The 22,259-nt window shown below is 58.8% G+C and carries 18 protein-coding genes; 10 read left to right on the forward strand and 8 right to left on the reverse strand.

From position 1 onward, the window contains the following. Positions 1 to 289: 289 nt before the first annotated feature. Positions 290 to 1,402 (reverse strand): sugar diacid recognition domain-containing protein, encoded by a 1,113-nt coding sequence (locus HNQ83_RS19770; protein WP_175390484.1) that lies wholly within the window; start codon positions 1,400 to 1,402, stop codon positions 290 to 292. 168 nt (positions 1,403 to 1,570) lie between these two features. On the opposite strand from HNQ83_RS19770, the gene HNQ83_RS19775 reads away from it, so the two are divergent. The 5 genes from HNQ83_RS19775 to rarD all read left to right on the forward strand — a co-directional run bounded on the left by HNQ83_RS19775 (position 1,571) and on the right by rarD (position 8,577). Then, the gene (locus tag HNQ83_RS19775; protein ID WP_175390485.1) at positions 1,571 to 2,884 is read left to right on the forward strand and encodes an MFS transporter; all 1,314 of its coding nucleotides are present in this window, start codon (positions 1,571 to 1,573) and stop codon (positions 2,882 to 2,884) included. Between the two features lie 182 nt (positions 2,885 to 3,066). Then, positions 3,067 to 5,379: a hypothetical protein gene (locus tag HNQ83_RS19780; RefSeq protein WP_175390486.1), complete on the forward strand. Its 2,313-nt coding sequence runs from the start codon at positions 3,067 to 3,069 to the stop codon at positions 5,377 to 5,379. Then, entirely contained in the window at positions 5,366 to 6,433 is a 1,068-nt protein-coding gene (locus tag HNQ83_RS19785) for an NAD(P)/FAD-dependent oxidoreductase (protein ID WP_175390487.1), read from the forward strand. The genes HNQ83_RS19780 and HNQ83_RS19785 overlap by 14 nt, the downstream gene beginning before the upstream one ends. A 33-nt stretch (positions 6,434 to 6,466) precedes the next feature. Further along, entirely contained in the window at positions 6,467 to 7,480 is a 1,014-nt protein-coding gene (locus HNQ83_RS19790) for an aldo/keto reductase (protein WP_175390488.1), read from the forward strand. Between the two features lie 215 nt (positions 7,481 to 7,695). Continuing rightward, positions 7,696 to 8,577 carry an EamA family transporter RarD gene (rarD, locus tag HNQ83_RS19795; protein ID WP_175390489.1) on the forward strand — a complete coding sequence of 294 codons (882 nt, stop codon included), beginning with the start codon at positions 7,696 to 7,698 and terminating at the stop codon, positions 8,575 to 8,577. A gap of 128 nt (positions 8,578 to 8,705) precedes the next feature. On the opposite strand, the gene hppD is transcribed toward rarD, so the two are convergent. Together hppD and HNQ83_RS19805 are read right to left on the reverse strand one after the other, a co-directional pair. Further along, entirely contained in the window at positions 8,706 to 9,782 is a 1,077-nt protein-coding gene (gene hppD, locus HNQ83_RS19800) for a 4-hydroxyphenylpyruvate dioxygenase (RefSeq protein WP_175390490.1), read from the reverse strand. A gap of 245 nt (positions 9,783 to 10,027) precedes the next feature. Further along, complete coding sequence (locus HNQ83_RS19805) at positions 10,028 to 10,975, reverse strand: DMT family transporter (RefSeq protein ID WP_175390491.1); 948 nt, start codon at positions 10,973 to 10,975, stop codon at positions 10,028 to 10,030. A 78-nt stretch (positions 10,976 to 11,053) separates the two neighbouring features. Here HNQ83_RS19805 and HNQ83_RS19810 point away from each other — a divergent pair, with 78 nt between their 5' ends. The 3 genes from HNQ83_RS19810 to HNQ83_RS19820 all read left to right on the forward strand — a co-directional run bounded on the left by HNQ83_RS19810 (position 11,054) and on the right by HNQ83_RS19820 (position 14,171). Then, positions 11,054 to 11,926, forward strand: a complete 873-nt coding sequence (locus HNQ83_RS19810) for a LysR family transcriptional regulator (protein ID WP_175390492.1) — start codon at positions 11,054 to 11,056, stop codon at positions 11,924 to 11,926. A gap of 112 nt (positions 11,927 to 12,038) precedes the next feature. Continuing rightward, positions 12,039 to 13,571, forward strand: a complete 1,533-nt coding sequence (locus tag HNQ83_RS19815; protein ID WP_175390493.1) for an EAL domain-containing protein — start codon at positions 12,039 to 12,041, stop codon at positions 13,569 to 13,571. A gap of 234 nt (positions 13,572 to 13,805) precedes the next feature. Next, positions 13,806 to 14,171 (forward strand): histone-like nucleoid-structuring protein, MvaT/MvaU family, encoded by a 366-nt coding sequence (locus HNQ83_RS19820; RefSeq protein ID WP_175390494.1) that lies wholly within the window; start codon positions 13,806 to 13,808, stop codon positions 14,169 to 14,171. 175 nt (positions 14,172 to 14,346) lie between these two features. On the opposite strand, the gene HNQ83_RS19825 is transcribed toward HNQ83_RS19820, so the two are convergent. Then, positions 14,347 to 14,871: a DUF4946 domain-containing protein gene (locus tag HNQ83_RS19825; protein ID WP_175390495.1), complete on the reverse strand. Its 525-nt coding sequence runs from the start codon at positions 14,869 to 14,871 to the stop codon at positions 14,347 to 14,349. Positions 14,872 to 15,016: 145 nt separating this feature from the next. On the opposite strand from HNQ83_RS19825, the gene gloA reads away from it, so the two are divergent. Further along, positions 15,017 to 15,538, forward strand: coding sequence for a lactoylglutathione lyase (gloA, locus tag HNQ83_RS19830; protein WP_175390496.1), 522 nt, complete (start codon positions 15,017 to 15,019; stop codon positions 15,536 to 15,538). A 303-nt stretch (positions 15,539 to 15,841) separates the two neighbouring features. On the opposite strand, the gene ahpF is transcribed toward gloA, so the two are convergent. From ahpF to HNQ83_RS19845, 3 genes are all read right to left on the reverse strand, one after another. Then, positions 15,842 to 17,407 (reverse strand): alkyl hydroperoxide reductase subunit F, encoded by a 1,566-nt coding sequence (gene ahpF / locus HNQ83_RS19835; RefSeq protein WP_175390497.1) that lies wholly within the window; start codon positions 17,405 to 17,407, stop codon positions 15,842 to 15,844. Positions 17,408 to 17,537: 130 nt separating this feature from the next. Continuing rightward, positions 17,538 to 18,101 carry an alkyl hydroperoxide reductase subunit C gene (gene ahpC, locus HNQ83_RS19840; protein WP_095194743.1) on the reverse strand — a complete coding sequence of 188 codons (564 nt, stop codon included), beginning with the start codon at positions 18,099 to 18,101 and terminating at the stop codon, positions 17,538 to 17,540. Positions 18,102 to 18,346: 245 nt separating this feature from the next. After that, complete coding sequence (locus HNQ83_RS19845) at positions 18,347 to 19,279, reverse strand: site-specific integrase (protein ID WP_175390498.1); 933 nt, start codon at positions 19,277 to 19,279, stop codon at positions 18,347 to 18,349. 177 nt (positions 19,280 to 19,456) lie between these two features. Between HNQ83_RS19845 and HNQ83_RS19850 the strand changes: the two genes are divergently transcribed. Beyond that, entirely contained in the window at positions 19,457 to 20,467 is a 1,011-nt protein-coding gene (locus HNQ83_RS19850) for a DNA-binding protein (protein WP_175390499.1), read from the forward strand. 336 nt (positions 20,468 to 20,803) lie between these two features. Here the strand turns inward: HNQ83_RS19850 and gorA are convergent, their stop codons facing one another. Further along, a complete protein-coding gene (gene gorA, locus HNQ83_RS19855; RefSeq protein ID WP_175390500.1) occupies positions 20,804 to 22,162 on the reverse strand; it encodes a glutathione-disulfide reductase in 1,359 nt (452 codons plus the stop codon). Positions 22,163 to 22,259: the final 97 nt, after the last annotated feature.

Consider the following 22,259-nt stretch of genomic DNA (forward strand, 5'->3'; position numbering starts at 1 on the left):
CACGGGGGTTGGCGTTGCTCATGACATGTGTGTCCCGCCGCCGTCCATGGTGGGAACGAGCCTGCTCGCGAAGGCGGTGGGTCAGTCGGCATGGAGGGTGGAAGTGATGGCCTCTTCGCGAGCAGGCTCGCTCCCACACGGGGGTTGGCGTTGCTCATGACATGTGTGTCCCGCCGCCGTCCATGGTGGGAGCGAGCCTGCTCGCGAAGGCGGTGGATCAGTCGGCATAGAGGGCGGAAGTGATGGCCTCTTCGCGAGCAGGCTCGCTCCCACAGGGGATTGGCGTTGCTCAGGAAGTCTGGGGGAGCAGTTGCACGCCCAGGTAGAGGGCGAGCATGCCGTCCAGGCGTAGCGGATCGACGCCGCTGAGTTCGGCAATGCGTTCCATTCGGTAGCGCAAACTGTTGCGGTGAATGCCCAGGGCGTCCGCGCAGGCCTGGCTCTGGCCGTCGTGGTCGCACCAGCTGCGCAGGGTCGCCAGCAGTTGGCCGTTGCTGTCCTTGGCGATGACTTTGCGCAGCGGGTTAAGCAGTTCGTCGAGGGCGTCGTCGTTGCGGTGGCGCCAGAGCATTACCGGCAAACGATAGCGGGTCAGTGTCAACAAACGCGATTGCGGCAGCACATCGCGCCCATAGGCCAGCAGGTCGCCGACCCGGCGATAACAGCGACGCAACCCCGTCAATCCGTCCGCCTGCCCGCCCACGGCAATGCGCAGAATGTTCCAGCCCAGGCCATCGAGCTTTTCCAATAAGCGCTCGTTCTCGACGCTCTGGCTGGCCGGTCGGCACCACAGCAACGAGGACTTGGCCGAACTCACGCACCAACTGTCGGGGTAGCGGCTGGTCAGCCAGGCACTCAGCGCCTCGACGGTTTGCCCCGGCCCATGCTCCAGGCCCAGTTCGAACAGGTACGGCACCCGGGTCATCTGTGGCTTGAGCCCCAGCTGTTGTGCCTCGTCGATCAAGCGCGGGGAACTGCCGGCATCGCTGAGCAGCAACGCCAGCAGATCATCGCAACGCTGGCGCCGCCATTGTTGTTCGGCCTGCTGGTTGCGCTGGCCCACCAGCATCTCGGCGGTCATCCGCACCAGCTCGGCGTAGGTGCGCAGTTGATCGGGCTCGCCCGTGATGCCCAGCACGCCGATCAAGCGCTGGTCGAGCATCAGCGGCAGGTTGATGCCCGGTTGCACGCCCTTGAGATGGATCGCGGTCTGCGCATCGATCTCCACCACCCGCCCGTTGGCCAGCACCAGTTGCGCGCCTTCATGGCGGGTGTTGACCCGCTCCGGTTCGCCGCTGCCGAGGATCAGGCCCTGGCTGTCCATGACGTTGACGTTGTAAGGCAGGATGGCCATCGCCCGGTCGACGATGTCCTGGGCCAGGTCGTGATCGAGTTCGAACATGACGGTGTTCCTTGAATGCAGAGTGGGCTGATTGTTCGCCCGCACAGGGCTGGATGGCAATCCCTGTGCGCCGGCACAAAGACAACAACCCGGGCGGTGTCCGAGACTCGCAGGGCGATCAACTTACCCTTTGCATCGCAAAAAATCATAATAAAGAGAGAGCCCGCCATGTCACAGAGCGCCGCTGCTACCCAGGCCATCGTTGACGAAAAAAATGCCGTCTACAAGCGCATCACCCTGCGTTTGATCCCCTTCATCTTCATCTGCTACCTGTTCAACTACCTCGACCGGGTGAACGTTGGCTTCGCCAAGTTGCAGATGCTCGACGCGCTGAAGTTCAGCGAAACCGTGTACGGCCTCGGTGCCGGGATTTTCTTTATCGGTTACGTGCTGTGCGGCGTGCCGAGCAACCTGGCCCTGACCAAATTCGGCCCGCGGCGCTGGATCGCGTTGATGATGATCACCTGGGGCACGTTGTCGACCTGCCTGCTGTTCGTCACCACGCCGACCGAGTTCTACACCTTGCGCCTGTTCACCGGCGCGGCCGAGGCCGGGTTCTTCCCGGGCGTGGTGCTCTATCTTTCGCAGTGGTTCCCGACCTTCCGCCGTGGCCGCATCATGGCGTTGTTCATGTCGGCGATCCCGGTTTCCGGTTTGCTCGGCAGTCCGTTTTCCGGCTGGATCCTCAACCACTTCGCCGCAGGGCAAGGCGGTTTGGCGGGTTGGCAGTGGATGTTTTTGCTGCAAGGCATCCCGACCGTGATCCTCGGCGCCCTCGCCTATTTCCTGCTCAGTGACAGCTACGCCAACGCCAAATGGCTCACGCCTTTCGAGCGTTCGGTGCTGGAAGCCGACCACGCCGAAGACCTCGCAAACAAGCCTAAAACCACTACCGATTCGTTGCTGGCGGTGTTCAAGAACCCGGCAATCTGGGCCTTCGGCCTGATCTATTTCTGCATCCAGAGCGGTGTGTATGCAATCAACTTCTGGCTGCCGTCGATCATCAAGAACCTGGGCTTCAGCGATAACCTGGTGATTGGCTGGCTGAGTGCGATTCCCTATCTGCTGGCAGCGCTGTTCATGCTGATGGTCGGTCGCTCGGCGGACCTGCGCAAGGAACGTCGCTGGCATTTGGTGGTGCCGATGCTGATGGGCGCTGTCGGTCTGTTGATCGCCGTGAACTTCGCCGCCAACCCGGCCATCGCCATCCTCGGCCTGACCATCGCCACCATGGGCGCCCTCACCGGCCTGCCGATGTTCTGGCCGGTGCCCACCGCAATGCTCAGTGCCGGCGCGGCCGCCGGTGGCCTGGCGCTGATCAACTCCATGGGGCAAATGGCGGGTTTCCTCAGCCCGTACCTGGTGGGTTGGGTCAAGGACAGCACGGGCTCGACCGACGCGGCGTTGTATCTGCTGGCGGGGGTGATTGTCTGCGGCAGCCTGCTGGCGCTGCGCATGACACGGACGTTGCGTAACGCGTGATAGTCGAGGCGCCGGAAGCAAAGGGTTCCGGCGCCTATCATTTCTGACAACCGATCTTGTGCGCCCTTCCTCCCACACCAGGCTGATACATCACGTCACAACGTTGTTCGGATCCGCTCTATTGAATCCATGAAAGTCAGCCCGAGTTTGTGAAGTCACATTCTCTTTGGGCTGTACTCATCATGGATTTAATCAAAACGGTCGCAACGGCTTGTTTGCGCTGGGCAACCTGTTTTCAAACCTGCCTGCTCCGCTTCCTCAAACAACTTTTCAGATCCGCGCTGTTCAATCCAGGGAAGGCGACCTCGAGCGTCAACGCACCCGGGGATTTGCTCACGGCTGTCGAGGCGGTTTGCGAACGTCTGGCCGCTGACGAGGGTTGGCACGCGCTGTTGTTGCGCCATGGCCTGGATCTCAAGGCTCGCCCGTTGGCGGCAGAGCTGGAAAAAACCCTGGCAGTGGATCGCAACGTCAAGGGGTTCGAAGATTTTTCGTGGAACGGCCAGCGCGGCATCGAACCGCGAAGCCCGGCCCGCAGCCTTTTGTTTCACGCCCTCGCCTCGCCCAATGTCACCACTGATCCAGTCGGCAACCTGCTGCAGCTGTTCCCGAGCGCGGCGGAGATAGAAACGGTATTGGATTATGTCTACGGCGTGCAGCCGCCTTCACTGGAGGACCTTCAAGCGCTAGCGGGTGGCGCGCCATTGGCCATTGTCGTGTTTGCCGCCGAGTATCGACCGGGACCGGATACTGGTCATAAAAAACATGCCGACATGTGTTTCTCCCGCACGGGCATTGCTCGCGTCGGCACGGCGCCAGCACGTTATGACCCTGCGCGACGGGGTTTTCTGCCATGGAAAGAAGACGACCCGCAGGCCATTTGCGTGACCCCGGCGCGGTATTACTCCTACATCGCCATGGAAAAAACGGGTGATACCCCCGGTTTCGGGCCCTGGCCTGTTCAACCCGGTGATGAGAACCTGAAAATCTGGGTGCCTTTGCACAAGCTGTTTGACGGCCCTGAATGCATTGCCGACATGGATCTGAAAGTGGACAAGGAGGTTTATCAACTCAATGAAAAACTCCGGAAATTTCACATCAGGTTTCCTTTGTCCACCATCGGTCAACCGGACCTATCCAAACCACCGTTCGTCATCACCGAAAATCTTGTGGATTGGGCAAACGAGCAGATTTACGGCCAAGGCTTGTTGATGCCAGTACCAAAGCCTCGACTGGTGGAAGAAGCGATTTATGAAGATGAGAAACTGTTTTTCCGGATTCCGAAAGGTCAGCATTTTGCCGGTTTCATCATTAATCGACGCTACAAACGACGTAGAGATGGCTCGATCGAGGATTTGAATGAGCATCCTGATGTCGTGGAAATCGTAGAGGGCGGTGGTTATAACGCCTTGCATTTTATCGACTTCACCGCCGAAGGATGGGTCATTGCGTATTGCCAACAACTGGCTGCGACAATGAAGAGCGTGGCGGCTTACTCGTTGGTCGCCGCTCCGGATTTTTACCCTGAATACACTCAACGCCGATTGCTTGAGTGGATCAATCGACATCAATTTCCCGCAGACTTTCTACCCACCACCTTCAGGGTGCTGGCGGACAGACGAGTGGCCGGGAACCCCGAATTGCCGGGCCAGCACTTCATGCTGGATGACACAAGCATCACCGCCATCATCACGCACCCCTTGGGCGAAACAGAGCAACCCGACGCAGTTACAGTCGCCCATGCGCAACGGCAAACATCGTTACCTGATGCGGCCACAGGCACGTTCAGCCCAGGCTGGGAAGTTAGCTACCCCTCTGATCAAGGGTTCGATCCAAAATCCTTATGTGCCTTCGAACTAGGCAGCCCTTTTCTGGAGGATGTAAGAATCTGCGCTTCAATTGGCGGTTTTTGGGCTGCCGTTTCGCCCGATAACTCAAGGGCCTTTGCGCCAAAGCGCGACTGGATTTCGATCATACCGTTAACGGACGAGGAACTTGGCAACTGGGACGGTACCGACGGCCCGCGACCGATCACCGACGACGACGGTAAACGGCTCGTCGAATACACAAACTTCGACTTCACCGACCTTACGAAAAACACCCTCACCGACCTGCTGCATTTGCATTACCTGGCCCAAACGACTGCCGAGGATTTTGAGGCGCGAATCCTGTCGATGCACCGCGCCTACCTGGCGCTGGGTCTCAGCAGCCGAGAGGAAAAAAAGGAGTGGCCCGTTCTGTCCTTCAGGAAAGTCGAACATCCCGATGCCGATCTGGAACAGGCTGAGTCAGAGACGGGGTTCGTGTTGCCGGCACCTGTTCACGGTTATCAAATCTATAAGACTGACATTTGCCTCACCACGCCCTCCCACCACGACTTCACCAAACTTCATGCCGTGGTGATCGAGATGGTTCATCTATTCGTCGGCCCGACGGCGCTGTTGATCAAGCGTGAGCAAGGCCCATGGCAGGTGCGTTACTTTGTACAACCCTGATGTCGTCATCATTGGCGCCGGCCCGGCAGGCAGCGCGGCGGCGATTTTTTGCGCGCGGCAGGGTTTGCGCGTGACGCTGCTTGAACAGTCGTCGGTTTATCGGGATCGCCCCGGCGAAACCTTGCCCCCGGGCATCGAGCCGTTGCTGCAACAACTGGGGATTGCTGATTCGGTGTTGTCAGGTGATTTCATTCGGCATACCGGGAACTGGGTGCAATGGGGCCCACACCATCACTTCAATGCTTTTGGTGGTAACGCTGATGGTCCGTGGCGTGGATTCCAGATACCCCGGCGCCTGCTCGACGGTTTCATGCTCAGTCAGGCTCGGGCAGCCGGTGTATTCATCGTGCGACCGTGTCGCGCCACGAGCGTCATCCTCAAAGACCAGGCCGTGGTTGGCGTGGACACCGACCAAGGTGCTTTCCATTGCGCCCAATTGATCGACGCCAGCGGCGCCAAGGGCTGGCTGGCGCGACAGCTTGAGCTGGAGCGTCAGGCCTATTCACCGCCACTGCTTGCAATGTACGGTTATGGCCAAGGCACCTGCGCCGCGTGTGATGACGCACCCGCCATCATCGCGGATCAGGACGGTTGGTACTGGATGGCGAAAATCGGCAGCGATGCCTACGCCTGGACCCGCTTGAATTTCGATATTCATCAAGCCGACAGGCAAGCGCCTGCGGCATTCGCGCACCTGCAGCACCTCTCCAGGGCCCGAGGTGCCGATGTGACCTGGCGTGCCTGTCGCCAATGCGCCGGGCCGGGCTACTTCATGGTGGGTGACGCTGCCTCCGTGCTCGACCCGGGCACCTCCCATGGCGTGCTCAAGGCCATCATGTCGGGGATGATGGCCGCCCATGCCGTGGTTGAAAGCCTTGCTCATCCCAACCACCGCCCTAGCATCGAGCATCAGTACCGACACTGGCTGAACAGTTGGTTCGAGCGTGACCTGAGGAAAATGCGCGAGCTCTACGCCGCGCACCCGACGCCACCCGACTGGCTGTCCGCCGCACCGATATTTCATTTTGATCCGTGCGACCTTTCTGGTATTTGATTGAGTCTTTCCCACTGGCAAAAGGATTTCGACATGAGCTACCGCACGCTGGGTCATTCGGGTTTGCAGGTTTCCACCCTGACCCTGGGCACCATGATGTTCGGCGAACAGACCAGCACCGAAGACTCCCTGCGGATCATCGACAAGGCCTGGGACCAGGGCATCAATTTCATCGACACGGCCGACGTCTACACCAACGGCCGCTCCGAGGAAATCGTCGGCGAAGCCATCGCCAGCCGCCGCCATGAATGGGTGCTGGCCACCAAGGTCGGTTTCGGCCCGGTGGACGGTGTGCCGAATCGCAGCGGTCTGAGCCGCAAGCACCTGTTCAATGGCATCGACGCCAGCCTGACGCGCCTGGGCACCGACTATCTCGATATCTACTACCTGCACCGCGAAGACCACAACACGCCGCTGGAGGTCACGGTGTCGGCGATTGACGATTTGATTCGCCAGGGCAAGATTCGTTATTGGGGTTTGTCGAACTATCGCGGCTGGCGCATTGCCGAAGTCATTCGTGTGGCCGACGCATTGGGTGTCGATCGTCCCGTCATCAGCCAGCCGCTGTACAACATCGTCAACCGCCAGGCCGAAACCGAACAGATCACCGCCGCACAAAGTTATGGCTTGGGCGTAGTGCCGTACAGTCCGCTGGCGCGTGGCGTGCTCAGCGGCAAGTACGCGCCGGACGTGAAGCCGGACGCCAACAGCCGCGCCGGGCGTGCGGACAAACGCATCCTGGAAACCGAATGGCGCGTGGAGTCCCTGCGCATCGCTCAGCAGATCCAGCAGTACACGCAAAGCCGTGGCGTGGGCATCGTCGAGTTCGCGATTGCCTGGGTACTGAACAACACCGCCGTCACCTCCGCCATCGTTGGCCCGCGCACCGAAGCGCAGTGGGATGCCTACACCAAGGCGCAGGCGGTGAAGATCACGGCTGAAGATGAAGCCTTCATCGACTCGCTGGTGACGCCGGGGCATGCGTCGACACCGGGGTTCAATGATGTGAGCCATTTCGTTTCGGGCCGTAAACCCCAAAACCACTGAACAAACACATCACCCATTGTGGGAGCGAGCCTGCTCGCGAAAGCGGTCTACCCTTCAACATCAATGTTGAATGTGAAACCGTATTCGCGAGCAGGCTCGCTCCCACAGGGTTTCGTCCTCCGAGATGTTGAAAATTCTGATCATCCGGCCAATATTCAGCACAAAAACCACGTATCCTCCGCACCCCGTTTCACGTTCAACCTCGCGAGGACAGCTTGTCAAAAGGTATTGCTCTATCGGTTTCAGCCTCGGTGCTGTTTGCCGTCATGTATTACTACACGTCGTTGCTCACACCCTTGAGCGGCGTGGAGATTTTCGGCTGGCGCATGCTGCTGACCGTGCCATGCATGACCGTGTTCATGGTGGTGTCCGGTGAATGGCGGCGCGTGGCCGACCTGCTGCGACGAATCGGTATCAGACCGAAACTGGTCGGTGGCCTGATCGTCTCGTCGGCGTTGCTGGGCGTACAGCTCTGGCTGTTCATGTGGGCGCCGCTCAATGGCTACAGCCTCGATGTGTCGCTGGGCTATTTCCTGTTACCGCTGGCCATGGTGCTGACCGGGCGCATCGCCTACGGCGAACGCCTGTCGTACCTGCAAAAGGTCGCGGTGTTCTTCGCCACCCTGGGCGTGGTCAATGAGCTGTATCAGGTCGGCGGATTTTCCTGGGCCACACTGGTGGTGGTCGTGGGTTATCCGCTGTACTTCGTGGTGCGCAAATGGCTGAGGACCGACCACCTCGGCGGACTCTGGGTGGACATGACCCTGATGCTGCCAATCGCCTACTGGTTCGTGCACGGGGGCGAACAAGGCTTCGGCGTCTTCGATCAGCACCCGGCCTTGGCCTGGCTGATCCCGCTGCTGGGTCTGATCAGCGCCTCGGCGCTGGTGGTCTACATCATCGCCAGTCGCTTGCTGCCGTTCAGCCTGTTCGGTTTGCTCAGCTATGTGGAGCCGGTGCTGTTGCTCGGTGTGGCGTTGTTGCTGGGGGAAAGCATCAAGCCCGGTGAGTGGCTGACCTACATCCCGATCTGGATGGCGGTGCTGGTGTTGGTGTTTGAAGGGTTCAAACATCTGGTCCGACAGCGCCGCCCTTAACGCAACCAGAAAGCAAATGTGGGAGCGAGCCTGCTCGCGAATGCGTCTTCAGATTCAACATTGATGTTGGCTGATAGACCGCTTTCGCGAGCAGGCTCACTCCCACAGTTTTTTAGCGGTGGACCGGGTTAATCGGTGGACAACACGCCACGACGAACCTGGTCGCGCTCGATGGATTCGAACAACGCCTTGAAGTTGCCTTCGCCGAAACCGTCATCGCCTTTACGCTGGATGAACTCGAAGAACACCGGCCCCATCAGGGTTTCCGAGAAGATCTGCAGCAGCAGACGCTTGTCGCCCGCCTCGGACGAACCGTCCAGCAGAATGCCCCGCGCTTGCAGTTCGCCAACCGGCTCGCCGTGGTTCGGCAAGCGGCCTTCGAGCATTTCGTAGTAGGTGTCTGGCGGCGCGGTCATGAAGCGCATGCCGATGCTTTTCAGGTGATCCCAGGTCTTGACCAGGTCGTCGGACAGGAACGCGACGTGCTGGATGCCTTCGCCGTTGAACTGCATCAGGAACTCTTCGATCTGCCCGGCGCCCTTGGACGATTCTTCGTTCAGCGGGATGCGGATCATGCCGTCCGGTGCGGTCATGGCCTTGGAGGTCAGGCCGGTGTATTCGCCCTTGATATCGAAGTAGCGGATTTCGCGGAAGTTGAACAGCTTCTCGTAGAAGTTCGCCCAATAGGCCATGCGGCCGCGATACACGTTGTGGGTCAGGTGATCGATGATCTTCAGGCCAGCTCCGACCGGGTGGCGGTCCACACCTTCGAGGTACACGAAGTCGATGTCGTAGATCGAGCTGCCCTCACCGAAACGGTCGATCAGGTACAGCGGCGCGCCGCCGATGCCTTTGATCGCTGGCAGGTGCAGTTCCATCGGGCCGGTTTCGATGTGGATCGGTTGCGCACCCAGTTCAAGGGCGCGCTTGTAGGCTTTCTGCGAATCCTTGACCCGAAACGCCATGCCGCATACCGACGGACCGTGCTCGGCGGCAAAGTACGAAGCAACGCTGTTGGGCTCGTTGTTGAGGATCAGGTTGATCGCGCCCTGGCGATACAGGTGCACGTCTTTGGAACGGTGGGTCGCGACCTTGGTGAAGCCCATGATCTTGAAGATCGGCTCCAGGGTATTGGGGGTTGGCGATGCGAATTCGATGAACTCGAAGCCCATCAGGCCCATTGGGTTTTCGTATAAATCTGCCATGGTTGGCGCCTCATCATTCTTATCAATTAACAAAGGTTAGTTGCTAGCAATGCTGAGACCGGTGGGTGGCGCGCAGGAGATGCCCCGCACGCTGCGGGCGAGGAAATCACCGTAGATCAATTGAAACCCAAGTATCTTCATTGTCGACCCAAGGCTCTTGCGGGCGAGGCTTCTGCTGCCAGAAGACGTTATTCTTATATGCGTAACCTGATTCTACACAGCGTAACTCAGTTTGTCCGCCTTCTCTATAAAATCCGCTTTTTCCCCGTGGACGCAAGGGGTTTGTTGCACAGGTAAATCCCCGCCAGAATCAGCCCTCCCCCCACATACATCGCCAGCGTCAGTTGCTCGCCCAACAGCAGCGCGCCGAAGATCACCGCGGTCAATGGATTCAGGGCGATAAACACGCCGGAACGGGTCGCGCCGATTTTGCGGATGCCGTCGTAATAGCCGATGTAGGCCAGCGCCGAACCCAATACACCCAGGTACATCAGGCTCAGCCATTGTGACGGCCCGAGACTGGTGAGTGCATCCACCCTCACCTCACCGCGTATCGCACAGGTCAGCCACAGCATCAGCGTGCCCAGCAGAATCGACCAGGTCACGGTTTGCACCGGCCCCAGGCTTTGAGTCAGCTCCCGGGAGCACAGTGAGTAAATGCCCCAGCCGAGCACGCAACCCAGAATCAGCAGGTCACCGACCCAGGCGTCGGGATTGTCGGCGAGCAATTGCGGGTTGCGACTGACGATCACCAAACTGGCGCCAGCTATGCATATCACGATGCCGATGACTTTCGCCGGGCTCAAGCGCTCCTTGAAGAGCAGCCAAGCCGCCAAGCCGATCACGGCGGGGTTCAGCGCGACGATCAACGACGCCCGCGAGGCATTGATGTAGTGCAGGCCATAAAAGAAGCAGAGGTTGTAAAAGAAGATCCCGAAAAAGCCCAGCAGCGCCAGTTGCAGCCATTGCCTGCGGTTGGGTCGCGCCAGCGGTATCCGGCTCAATAGTAAGAACAGCAGCAGTGCCGCGCTGGCCAGCAGAAACCGCAAGCTGGCCGCAAACAGCGGGCTGACGCCGTCGGCCAGGAAGCGCCCGGCCACGAAGGTGCCACCCCAAATCATGGTGACGCTCGCCAGCTTCAGATAAACCAGCACATTGGCGTTGTCAGTCAGGCTCTGTTCACACGTTGTCATAAGTCCCCGGAGCTGAAGATCGGTTGGATGACGTATCATTCGACTAATACTTGATCATCGTAAAATGAGTAAACACTCATGACCCTGACTCAACTGGAGATCTTCTCCACCGTCGCCGAGCTGCACGGCTTTACGGCGGCGGCCCATCGCCTGGGCATTACCCAATCGGCGGTTTCCCATGCGTTGAAGTCGCTGGAGCTGGAATTGGGTGTGGAGCTGCTGCGCCGCCATCAGTCTCAGGTTGAACTGAGCGACATCGGCCAGCAGCTGTTGCTGCGGGCACGGGCCATGCTGGGGCTGGCCAATACCTTGCGCCAGGAAGCCGCGGATGCCCGGGGCATGAAGCGCGGTACATTGCGCATCGGCTCGTTCGGCCCCACCTCGTCGATCAAATTATTGCCTTTGATCTTGCAGCACTACCGGGCCGCCCATCCGGGCATCGAGGTCCACGTCGATGAGGGGCCGGACCGTCAGGTTATCCAATGGCTGGAGGAACGACGGATCGACATCGGTTTTGTGGTGCTGCCCGAGGAGCGTTTCGACACGGTGGCGCTGCTGCAAGACCAGATGGTTGCGCTTCTGCCGGTCAATCATCCGCTGTCGTCACGCGACAGCGTGAGCCTGGCTGATTTGTGCCACGACCCTTTTGTATTGACCGAGGCCGGTTCGTCAGAGCTTGTGCAACGACTGTTCAACGCAGCCCGATTGACGCCCAACATCCGGTTTCGCTGCTCGCAGTTGCTGAGCACCCTGGACACGGTGGGTCGCGGCGATGCCCTGACCGTGGTGGCCGAAAGCTCATTGCCCGAGCACAACGACAGCCGCTATGTGAAGAAGCCCTTGTCGCCCGCCGTCGTCCGGCAAGTCGGGCTGGCCGTGCTCGATGAGCGCCAGGCATCGCCGGCGGCCACAGCCTTCATCAAACTCGCACAGCGGCTGGATTACCGATGAGCGGCATAAATGCCATGGGCCAACTATTATGGCTCGCACGTGACCTCTTTTTGCAGGGTGTTTGGCCCTGCCAGCATTTGAGAGCCCTATTTCATCGTCACAGGTTCCACGAATGCCACTGAAAGCCAAGCCCCGTAAACGCAGCACCAGGATTGCTGTCACTCTCGCAAGCGGATTGCTCCCGGTCGTGCTGGGCGTGGTCATTCTTTACTTGCAGGCTGAACGAACACTCCAGCAAAGCGCTCGACTGACCGCCGAAGAAGCGATTCGCCAGTTTGAACTGATGCTCGACAACACGGCCCAGGCCGCGCGTGAGTTACTGCCCCTGGCCGGACAGAGTTGCATCGACGTCAACCTTCTCTTGCGCGAACAGGTCACCCGCCGCCCCTTTGTGCGCTCGACCAATCTGGTGTGGGACGACACCATTTATTGCAGCTCCCTGTTTGGCGACTATCACGAGAAGATTGCGTCCGGGGACTACGCCGGTGGCCGCCTGGTATTGATGAAGGGCAACCCGGTCACGCCCGACACGGCATTGCTGGTCTATCGGCTTGGCGAAGGCAAGCGCGGCGCGATGAGCACGCTCGATGGCTACCACCTGAGCAATGTATTGCGCATGATCGGCCGTCATACCCTGCTGGTCCTGCAGGTCGGCTCCCCTTGGTTGACCGCTGACGGTCAGTTCCATGAAGGCCCCCTCCACGACTTTGCGGTGGCGCAAACCCGGCTCGATTCTTCACGTTACGCCTTTGGCGTGCAGGCAGGCTTTCCCGAAGGCGAAACCTGGCGCTACATGAGCAGCGAGTACCCGCCGTTGTTCAGCCTGCTGATATTCTTTGGCGTCGTGTCGGGCCTGATTGGGCACCTTCTGCAGAAGCGTTCATCGTCACCGACCCATGAAATGAAGCGTGCGCTGGACGCGGTGGAGTTCGTTCCGTACTTCCAGGCCGTTGTGCATGGCGACAGCAAAAAGATTTCGGGCATTAAAGTACTGATGCGCTGGAATCACCCGAAAGAAGGTCTGGTGCGTCCCGATCTGTTCATTCCGTTCGCCGAACACTCCGGACTGATCGTGCCGATGACCCGCTCATTGATGCAACAGACCGCCACCTTGCTCGCCCCGCTGTCCGCGTCGTTCGAGGAGCCCTTTCATATCGGGATCAACATCACTGCCAACCATTGCCAGGACCTGGAACTGGTCGAGGATTGCCGCGATTTCCTCGCGGCTTTCGCTCCGGGCTCCATTCATTTGGTGCTTGAGTTGACCGAGCGCGAACTGATCGAACCCACGGCTATTACCCATCAATTGTTCGAGCAGTTGCACGAACTGGGCGTGAAGATCGCCATCGACGACTTCGGCACCGGCCATTCCAGTCTCGGTTACCTGCGTCAGTTCAATGTCGACTACCTGAAAATCGACCAGAGTTTCGTCGCCATGATTGGTATTGACGCCCTGTCCAGCCACATACTGGACAGCATCATGGAACTTGCAGCAAAGCTCGATCTGGCGATGGTGGCCGAGGGTGTGGAAACCCAGGCGCAAAGTGATTACCTGACCGCTCATAACGTTAACTTCCTGCAAGGCTATCTGTTCGGCCGACCAATGCCCGGTGCAGAGTTCATTAGTGCATTAAGTGACCATTAACTAGCGGTTTTTAGCGACGGGATGGCATTAGGGCGCACCAATTTGAATCAAAACACTGCTCTTGTTACATGAAAAAAAAGACATGATTTACTCTTGGCTCATTAACTACTACAATTTTTCATGCCTGCGGTAATTTGGCAGGTGAGCCACTTATCACCGAGTCGCTTCAAGGCTCTTGGCTTATAGCTTTGTTTGCGGTTGGTATCAGCCAAACACACTATTGGAGTAAAGATATTGTCCAGACTCGCTGAATTTCGTGCAGCTGAAAAGGCCCTTCAAGAGCAGCTCAAGCAGCTGGAATCCCTGAAGAACGATGCCGGGCTCAAGAAAGAAATCGAATTCGAAGAGAAGCTCCAGGGGCTGATGAAAACCTACGGCAAGAGCCTGCGCGACATCATCGCCATTCTCGATCCGAACCCGGCAAAATCCGGCCTGCAACTCGCCGCGGCACCTAAAACCCGCCGCGCTCGCGTGGTCAAGGTTTATCAGAACCCACATACCGGTGAACTGATTGAAACCAAGGGCGGCAACCATCGCGGCCTGAAAGCCTGGAAGGAACAATACGGTGCTGCCACCGTTGACTCCTGGCTGCGTGGATAAGCACACGCACTATAAAAAAGCCCTGCCAATGCAGGGCTTTTTCATGAATATCTTCTCAATGCCACGATGTTGACCGCTCAACTCGCTACTTGCCGATTAACTTTTTGCTTAATCCATTTGGGTATCTAAATTTTTCAACCACGGCCCCAAAGCCTGCAGCTACTAAAGTCTTCGATTAAAGTTTCAAAGCGTTACGCGCTGTCTCTATTTCATCCTGGCTGAGCTTATAAGCTTCGGCCTGCCCCGCGTAGGAAAGAACGTAGGCCTTATCGGCATCCACAGCAGCGACCAATGTTTGAGAAAGCACATGTCGGCCGTTTTGCGTGATGGTGCAGGTGGTTTCCAACGCCGACAACCGACTCAAGGTCGTCGGGTGAATACGGTTGCAGACACTTTGATAACCGCCCTGGAAAAAGTCTTTCTGCACCGACTTGCGCATCTCAAGCAACACGCCTTCCAGGTTGACCTGATGACCGCTTTCTACCCGCGTCATGGTCAGTTCCATCACCATCACCGGCGTGCCATTTTCATCATTTTTTACCGCACGCTGGCGGGAAACACCGGAAGCCGCATCACCCTGCTCAATCTCTTCGACCTGCCAACCGGCAGGCCAGGTCATGACCGGCGCCTCGGCGTGGGCGCCGGCAACGGCGGACAGCACGCCAATCAGGACGAACACCGATTTACCGAATCGAATCATTGCAATCAACACTCAGGTTTTGAGCCGTGAAGTCTGAGGCTCGACCGACGGTCAGGCAATACCCGACGCTTTGGGTTTGGTGATGTCCGAACCCTTGCGTATCATGGTTGCCATTCAATCGCCCCGCTTATTTTCCGGAGGGCCCATGAGCCTGCACGAACTGAACACCTTCCCCGGCGTCACCGCACAACCTGACACCGCGACCCAGAAATTCGTCTTCAACCACACCATGCTGCGGGTCAAGGACATCACCCAATCCCTGGATTTCTACACACGCATCCTTGGTTTTACGCTGGTGGAAAAGCGCGACTTTCCGGAAGCCGAATTCAGCCTGTACTTCCTTGCGCTCGTCGACAAAGACCAGATCCCGGCCGACGCCGCCGCGCGCACCGAATGGATGAAATCGATCCCCGGCATTCTCGAACTGACCCACAACCACGGCACCGAGAACGACCCGGACTTCGCCTACCACAACGGCAACACCGACCCTCGCGGCTTTGGCCATATCTGCATCTCGGTGCCGGACATCGTCGCCGCGTGCGAGCGCTTTGAAGCGCTGGGCTGTGACTTCCAGAAACGCCTGAACGACGGCCGCATGAAAAGCCTGGCGTTCATCAAGGACCCGGACAACTACTGGGTCGAGATCATCCAGCCTGCACCGCTGTAAGACACAAGACTCATCCCCCCGTGGGAGCGAGCCTGCTCGCGAAGGCGGTGGATCATTTGACCTTGATGTTGGCTGACACTCCGCTTTCGCGAGCAAGCCCGCTCCCACAGAGAAGCAGCTTCCTCCATCGAAATACCAGACACAAAAAACCCCATGATCGCTCATGGGGTTTTTTCTGTAGGAGCGAGCTTGCTCGCGATGAACCTGAGAACGCCGCGGGGTACCAACCAACCAGCGTTATCGTTAAAGTCCATCGCGAGCGAGCTCGCTCCTACAAGGTTTTCGCGTTTTCAGCGTGGGCAATCAGTCCGGGGCCGAAGTCCGGATCAGGTGATCGAATGCACTCAAGGAAGCCTTGGCGCCCTCGCCCACCGCGATCACGATCTGCTTGTACGGCACGGTGGTCACGTCACCGGCGGCGAACACGCCCGGCAGCGAAGTCTCGCCACGGGCATCGACGATAATCTCGCCACGGGGCGACAACTCGACAGTGCCTTTGAGCCAGTCAGTGTTGGGCAGCAAACCGATCTGCACGAAGATACCTTCGAGGTTGATGGTTTGGAATTCGCCTGAATCGCGATCCTTGTAGACCAGACCACTCACTTTCTCGCCGTCACCCTTCACTTCGCTGGTCAGCGCGCTGGTGATGACATCGACGTTGGGCAGGCTGAACAGTTTGCGTTGCAGCACCGCATCGGCGCGCAGCTTGCTGTCGAATTCCAGCAGCGTGACATGGCTGACGATGCCCGCCAGATCGATCGCTGCTTCAACGCCGGAGTTACCGCCGCCGATCACCGCTACGCGCTTGCCCTTGAACAATGGGCCGTCGCAGTGCGGGCAGAAACATACGCCTTTGGCTTTGTATTCCTGCTCGCCCGGCACGCCCATTTCGCGCCAGCGGGCGCCGGTGGCAAGAATCAGCGCCTTGGTTTTCAGGCTGGCGCCGCTTTCGAAACGAACTTCGTGCAACTCGCCAGGATTCTTCGCCGGGATCAGCGAAGTGGCCCGCTGCAGATTCATGATGTCGACGTCGTACTGCTTGACGTGCTCTTCCAAAGCACTGGCCAGTTTCGGCCCTTCGGTTTCCTGCACGGAGATGAAGTTTTCAATGGCCATGGTATCGAGCACCTGACCACCAAAACGCTCAGCCGCCACACCGGTACGAATGCCTTTGCGTGCAGCGTAAATCGCCGCCGAAGCGCCGGCTGGGCCACCACCGACCACCAGCACGTCAAACGCTTCCTTGGCGCTGATCTTCTCGGCCTGGCGCTCAGCGCCGCTGGTGTCGATCTTGGCGAGGATTTCTTCCAGGCCCATGCGGCCCTGGCCGAACACTTCGCCGTTGAGGTAGATACTGGGCACGGCCATGATCTTGCGCTCATCGACTTCGGCCTGGAACAGCGCACCGTCAATGGCGACGTGGCGAATGTTCGGGTTGAGTACCGCCATCAGGTTCAGCGCCTGGACCACGTCCGGGCAGTTCTGGCAGGACAGCGAGAAGTACGTCTCGAAGCTGAACTCACCCTTGAGCGAACGGATCTGCTCAATGACTTCGACGCTGGCCTTCGAAGGGTGACCGCCGACTTGCAGCAGGGCCAGCACCAGCGAGGTGAATTCGTGACCCATCGGGATGCCGGCGAAACGCAGGCTGATGTCGGCCCCTGGGCGATTGATCGAGAACGATGGCTTGCGTGTGTCATCACCGTTGTCGAGCAAAGTAATCTGGGTGGAAAGACTGGCAACGTCTTTCAACAGTTCGAGCATTTCCCGGGATTTCGCACCGTCGTCGAGGGATGCAACGATCTCGATCGGTTGGGTGACCCGTTCCAGGTACGATTTCAACTGGGCTTTAAGATTGGCGTCCAACATACGGGCGATTTCCTTTAGTGAATTTCTTGCATAAAAAAACGCCCGAGCGAATCTCGCCCGGGCGTTTTTATTGGGCGGTGCAGCTTACTGAGTAGGTGCGGAGTTCCGCCCTGGGTTGCGCGTCACAGACTTAGATCTTGCCGACCAGGTCCAGGGACGGAGCCAGAGTGGCCTCGCCTTCTTTCCACTTGGCAGGGCAAACCTGGCCTGGGTGAGCAGCGACGTACTGGGCAGCCTTGATTTTGCGCAGCAGCTCGGAAGCGTCACGGCCTACACCGCCGTCGTTCAGCTCGACGATTTTGATCTGGCCTTCCGGGTTGATCACGAAGGTGCCACGGTCAGCCAGACCGGCTTCCTCGATCAGCACGTCGAAGTTGCGGGAGATCACGTGAGTCGGGTCGCCGATCATGGTGTACTGGATTTTGCCGATGGCTGGCGAGGTGTTGTGCCAGGCAGCGTGAGCGAAGTGAGTGTCGGTGGAAACGCTGTAGATCTCGACGCCCAGCTTCTGGAATGCGTCGTAGTTGTCGGCCAGGTCTTCCAGCTCGGTTGGGCAAACGAAGGTGAAGTCGGCTGGGTAGAAGAACACGACGGACCACTTGCCTTTCAGGTCAGCGTCCGACACTTGTACGAAGTCGCCGTTTTTGTAGGCGGTAGCTTTGAACGGTTTAACTTGGCTGTTGATGATAGGCATCGTTGACTCTCCGTCAGGGGTTAAGAAGTTGATGGAGAGAACTTTACCCACTCGACGAACGGATGGCTCATTGGCAAACCTGATGCTGCTGATTGGCTTTCGCTATTAGCCAGAGGTATTAATAGAAGAAAACGATCTCTACACACGCTGTAGGAGCGAGCCTGCTCGCGATGGACGCTAACGATAACGCGTGCTTCCTGTAAGTACGCGACGCCCTCACAAGTCCATCGCGAGCAGGCTCGCTCCTACAAAGGTTTCTCCGCGAGGCGCGTCATGCCGAGAAACGGACTGGCTTCGATGTAGCGCATGGCGGACTTCATGTCCTTCCAGCCCACGTAGCTCATCAATGATTTCAGATCCCAGCCGCTCTGATGCGCCCACGAGGCAAAGCCGCGGCGCAGGGAGTGACTGGTGTAGTGTTCGGCTGCAATTCCTGCACGTTCGAGCGCCTGCCGCAGCAATGGAATCACGCTGTTGGCGTGCAGGCCCTCTTCGCTCACATGCCCCCAACGATCGATGCCGCGAAAAACCGGTCCGCGCACCAAAGCGGCTTCTGTAATCCAGTTGATGTACGCCTGCACCGGGCATAACCGCTGCAAGGCCGGTGTCTGGTAAGTCTTGCCGAGGTTGTCGCGGTCACTCTTGCTGCGCGGCAAGTACAGGGTGATGCCTGAACCGGCATTGGCCTGTACGTGATCAACCTGCAAACGGCACAACTCATCGCTACGGAATCCGCGCCAGAACCCCAGCAGAATCAGCGCGGTGTCGCGTCTGGCGCGCAGCAGTCCCGGTCGGTCACCCTGACTCAAGGCGGTTTGCGCCTCTCGCTCCAGCGAATCTATCACCTGCTCCAGATGCTGAAGCTGCAACGGCTCGGCCTGCTTCTCCTGGGCCGGATGCAACGCACGTATGCCCTTGAACACCTTGCGCACCACCGGTGCTTTCGTCGGGTCGGCAAAGCCCTGGCTGTTGTGCCATTGCGCCAGCGCCGACAATCGCAGCTTCAAGGTGTTGATCGAGAGCACGCCGGCATGGGCAACCAGATAACGCGCCACGCTGTCGCTGGTGGCCGGCAGGAAGCCACCCCAGGTCACTTCGAAGTGTTCGATGGCCGCGCGATAGCTGCGGCGGGTGTTGTCGCGGGTGGCGGCTTGAAGGTAACGGTCCAGCTCGGTCATGGGGTCACTCTCGAATATGTACCGCATTCACGGGCACTAAACCGGTTTTCGGTGTCTCACATGGGGTAATACCAGTATATCCCGTGTCATTAACATACTGTATTTAACTTTAGTTTTTGGATGGTACAATGTGTATTTACGTAATACGTACCACATCACGAAATCGTAGGAGCAGTCATGGCCCGTGGCGGTGTAAATAAGGCAGTAGTACAGGCTGCGCGTTTGGCGATCCTCGCCCGAGGCGAGAACCCCAGCATCGATGCGATACGCATCGAAATGGGCAATACCGGCTCGAAAACCACGATTCATCGGTACCTGAAAGAATTGGGGGAGAACCCTCAAGCAGCGCAAGCAGCACCTGCCGAGCCCATCGACGATGAGCTGCTGGCACTGGTTGCGCGATTGGCGCAACGCTTGAAGGAACAGGGGCAGGCGCCGATCGATCAGGCCCGCGAACAGTTCGAGTCGCAACGTAAAGGGTTGGAGACGCAGCTGGAAGAAGCCCGGGAAGCCAACACCGAACTGCATCAGCAGTACGAGATTCAGAGCCTGGCCCTGACCCAGGAGTCGGAGGCATTGCAGGAAACCCGCGCCCTGCTGCAGTCCGAACAAACCCGCAATGCCGGGTTGAATCAGGCGCTGGCCGATTTCGAATTACGCTTGCAAGACAAGGACGAGCAGATCCGCTCGCTGGAGGAGAAACACCTGCATGCGCGAGATGCGCTGGAGCACTACCGCAATGCCGTCAAGGAGCAGCGCGAGCAGGAACACAGTCGCCATGAAAGCCAGGTGCAGCAGTTGCAGATGGAGTTGCGCCAGGCGCAGCAAAGCGCACTGGTACGCCAGGATGAAATCACCCAGTTGCACCGCGACAACGAACGCTTGCTGACCGAAAACCGCGGCACGTTGCGCGAGCTGAGCTTGATGCAGGAGCAACTCAAGCAAAGCAACAGCCGCCAGGATCAGCTGCTGGAACAAGCGACGCGGGTTGACGGCGAACGCACCCTCCTCCAGGAACGCTTGCGCGTCGCGCTACTGGAAAGTCAGTCGCTCAAACAGAATGTCGAGGAGCAGACGCAAACCAACAAGGCGCTGGAAATTGAACTGACCAAGGCCCAGGCGGAACTTGAAGAAAGCCTGCATCAGAACAAAAGGAGCGAGCAGGCTCGCGATGGGCGTCAACGATAACGCGCTCTGCCTGAATGATCGCGTCGTCCAGACGTTTTTCGCGAGCAGGCTCGCTCCCACAATGGACCGTGCCGTCACACACATGTCATGAGCCACGCAAATCCCTGTGGGAGCGAACCTGCTCGCGAGGAGTCCATCACGGTCAGCATCCCGACTGACTGATCCAACGCTTTAGCGAGCAGGCTCATCCCCACAATGGACGGTGGCGGAACACGCATGTTTGAGCCACGCAAATCCCTGTGGGAGCGAGCCTGCTCGCGAAGAGTCCATCACGGTCAGCATCCCGGCTGACTGATCCAACGCTTTAGCGAGCAAGGTCACTCCCACTACGGATGATTACCCGGCGACCGGCGTACGCATGGTGACGAACTCCTCGGCAGCCGTCGGATGCACGCCGATGGTTTCGTCGAAGTCGCGCTTGGTCGCGCCCGCCTTCAAAGCGATGGCCAGGCCCTGGACGATTTCGCCAGCCTCCGGCCCGACCATGTGACACCCCAGGACCTTGTCGGTCTTGGCATCCACTACCAGCTTCATCAGCGTGCGCTCCTGGCATTCGGTCAGGGTCAGCTTCATCGGCCGGAAGCGGCTTTCGTAGATCACCACCTCGTGCCCAGCGTCGCGCGCCTCCTCCTCCGTCAAACCGACGGTACCGATGTTTGGCAGGCTGAACACCGCGGTCGGGATCATCTTGTAATCCACCGGACGATACTGCTCCGGCTTGAACAGACGCCGCGCCACCGCCATGCCTTCAGCCAGCGCCACCGGCGTCAGTTGAACGCGCCCGATCACATCGCCCAGCGCCAGGATCGACGGTTCGGCGGTTTGATACTGATCGTCGACCTCGACAAACCCCTTCTTGTCGAGCTTTACCCCGGTGTTTTCCAACCCGAGATTGTCCAGCATCGGACGCCGCCCCGTGGCATAGAACACGCAGTCGGCCTCCAACTGGCGGCCGTCCTTGAGGGTCACTTTCAGGCTGCCATCGGCCTGCTTGTCGATACGTTCGATATCGGCGTTGAATTGCAGGTCCATGCCGCGCTTGGTCAGCTCTTCCTGCAGATGCTTGCGCACCGAACCGTCGAAGCCCCGCAGGAACAATTCACCGCGATACAGGAGCGTCGTTTGCGCGCCAAGGCCGTGGAAAATCCCGGCGAACTCGACGGCGATGTAGCCACCGCCCACTACCAGTACCCGCTTGGGCAGCTCTTTGAGGAAGAACGCCTGGTTGGAACTGATCGCGTGCTCATGCCCCGGAATTTCCGGGATCTGCGGCCAGCCGCCGGTGGCGATAAGAATGTTTTTTGCGGTGAAGCGCTCGCCGTTGATCTCGACGGTATGTGGGTCGACGATCTTGGCGTGACCTTCATGCAGGGTCACACCGCTGTTGACCAGCAGGTTGCGATAAATGCCATTGAGGCGATTGATCTCACGGTCCTTGTTGGCGATCAGCGTCGCCCAATCGAACTGCGCTTCATCCAGGCTCCAGCCGAAACCCGATGCCTGCTCGAAGTCCTCGGCGAAGTGCGCGCCGTAGACCAGCAATTTCTTCGGCACACAGCCGACGTTCACGCAGGTGCCGCCCAAATAGCGACTCTCGGCCACGGCGACTTTCGCGCCAAAACCTGCGGCAAATCGAGCCGCCCGCACACCGCCGGAACCGGCGCCAATCACATATAGGTCAAAATCGTGGGCCATTGTCTATCTCCTCGGCAGGTGACCAGCATACCCGCGGGCGCTCGATGGGCAAGCACCGCAAATGAAAAAGCCACCCGAAGGTGGCTTTTCAATACAA

It is taken from the genome of Pseudomonas sp. C2B4, assembly GCF_013359695.1.
Lineage (GTDB): Bacteria > Pseudomonadota > Gammaproteobacteria > Pseudomonadales > Pseudomonadaceae > Aquipseudomonas.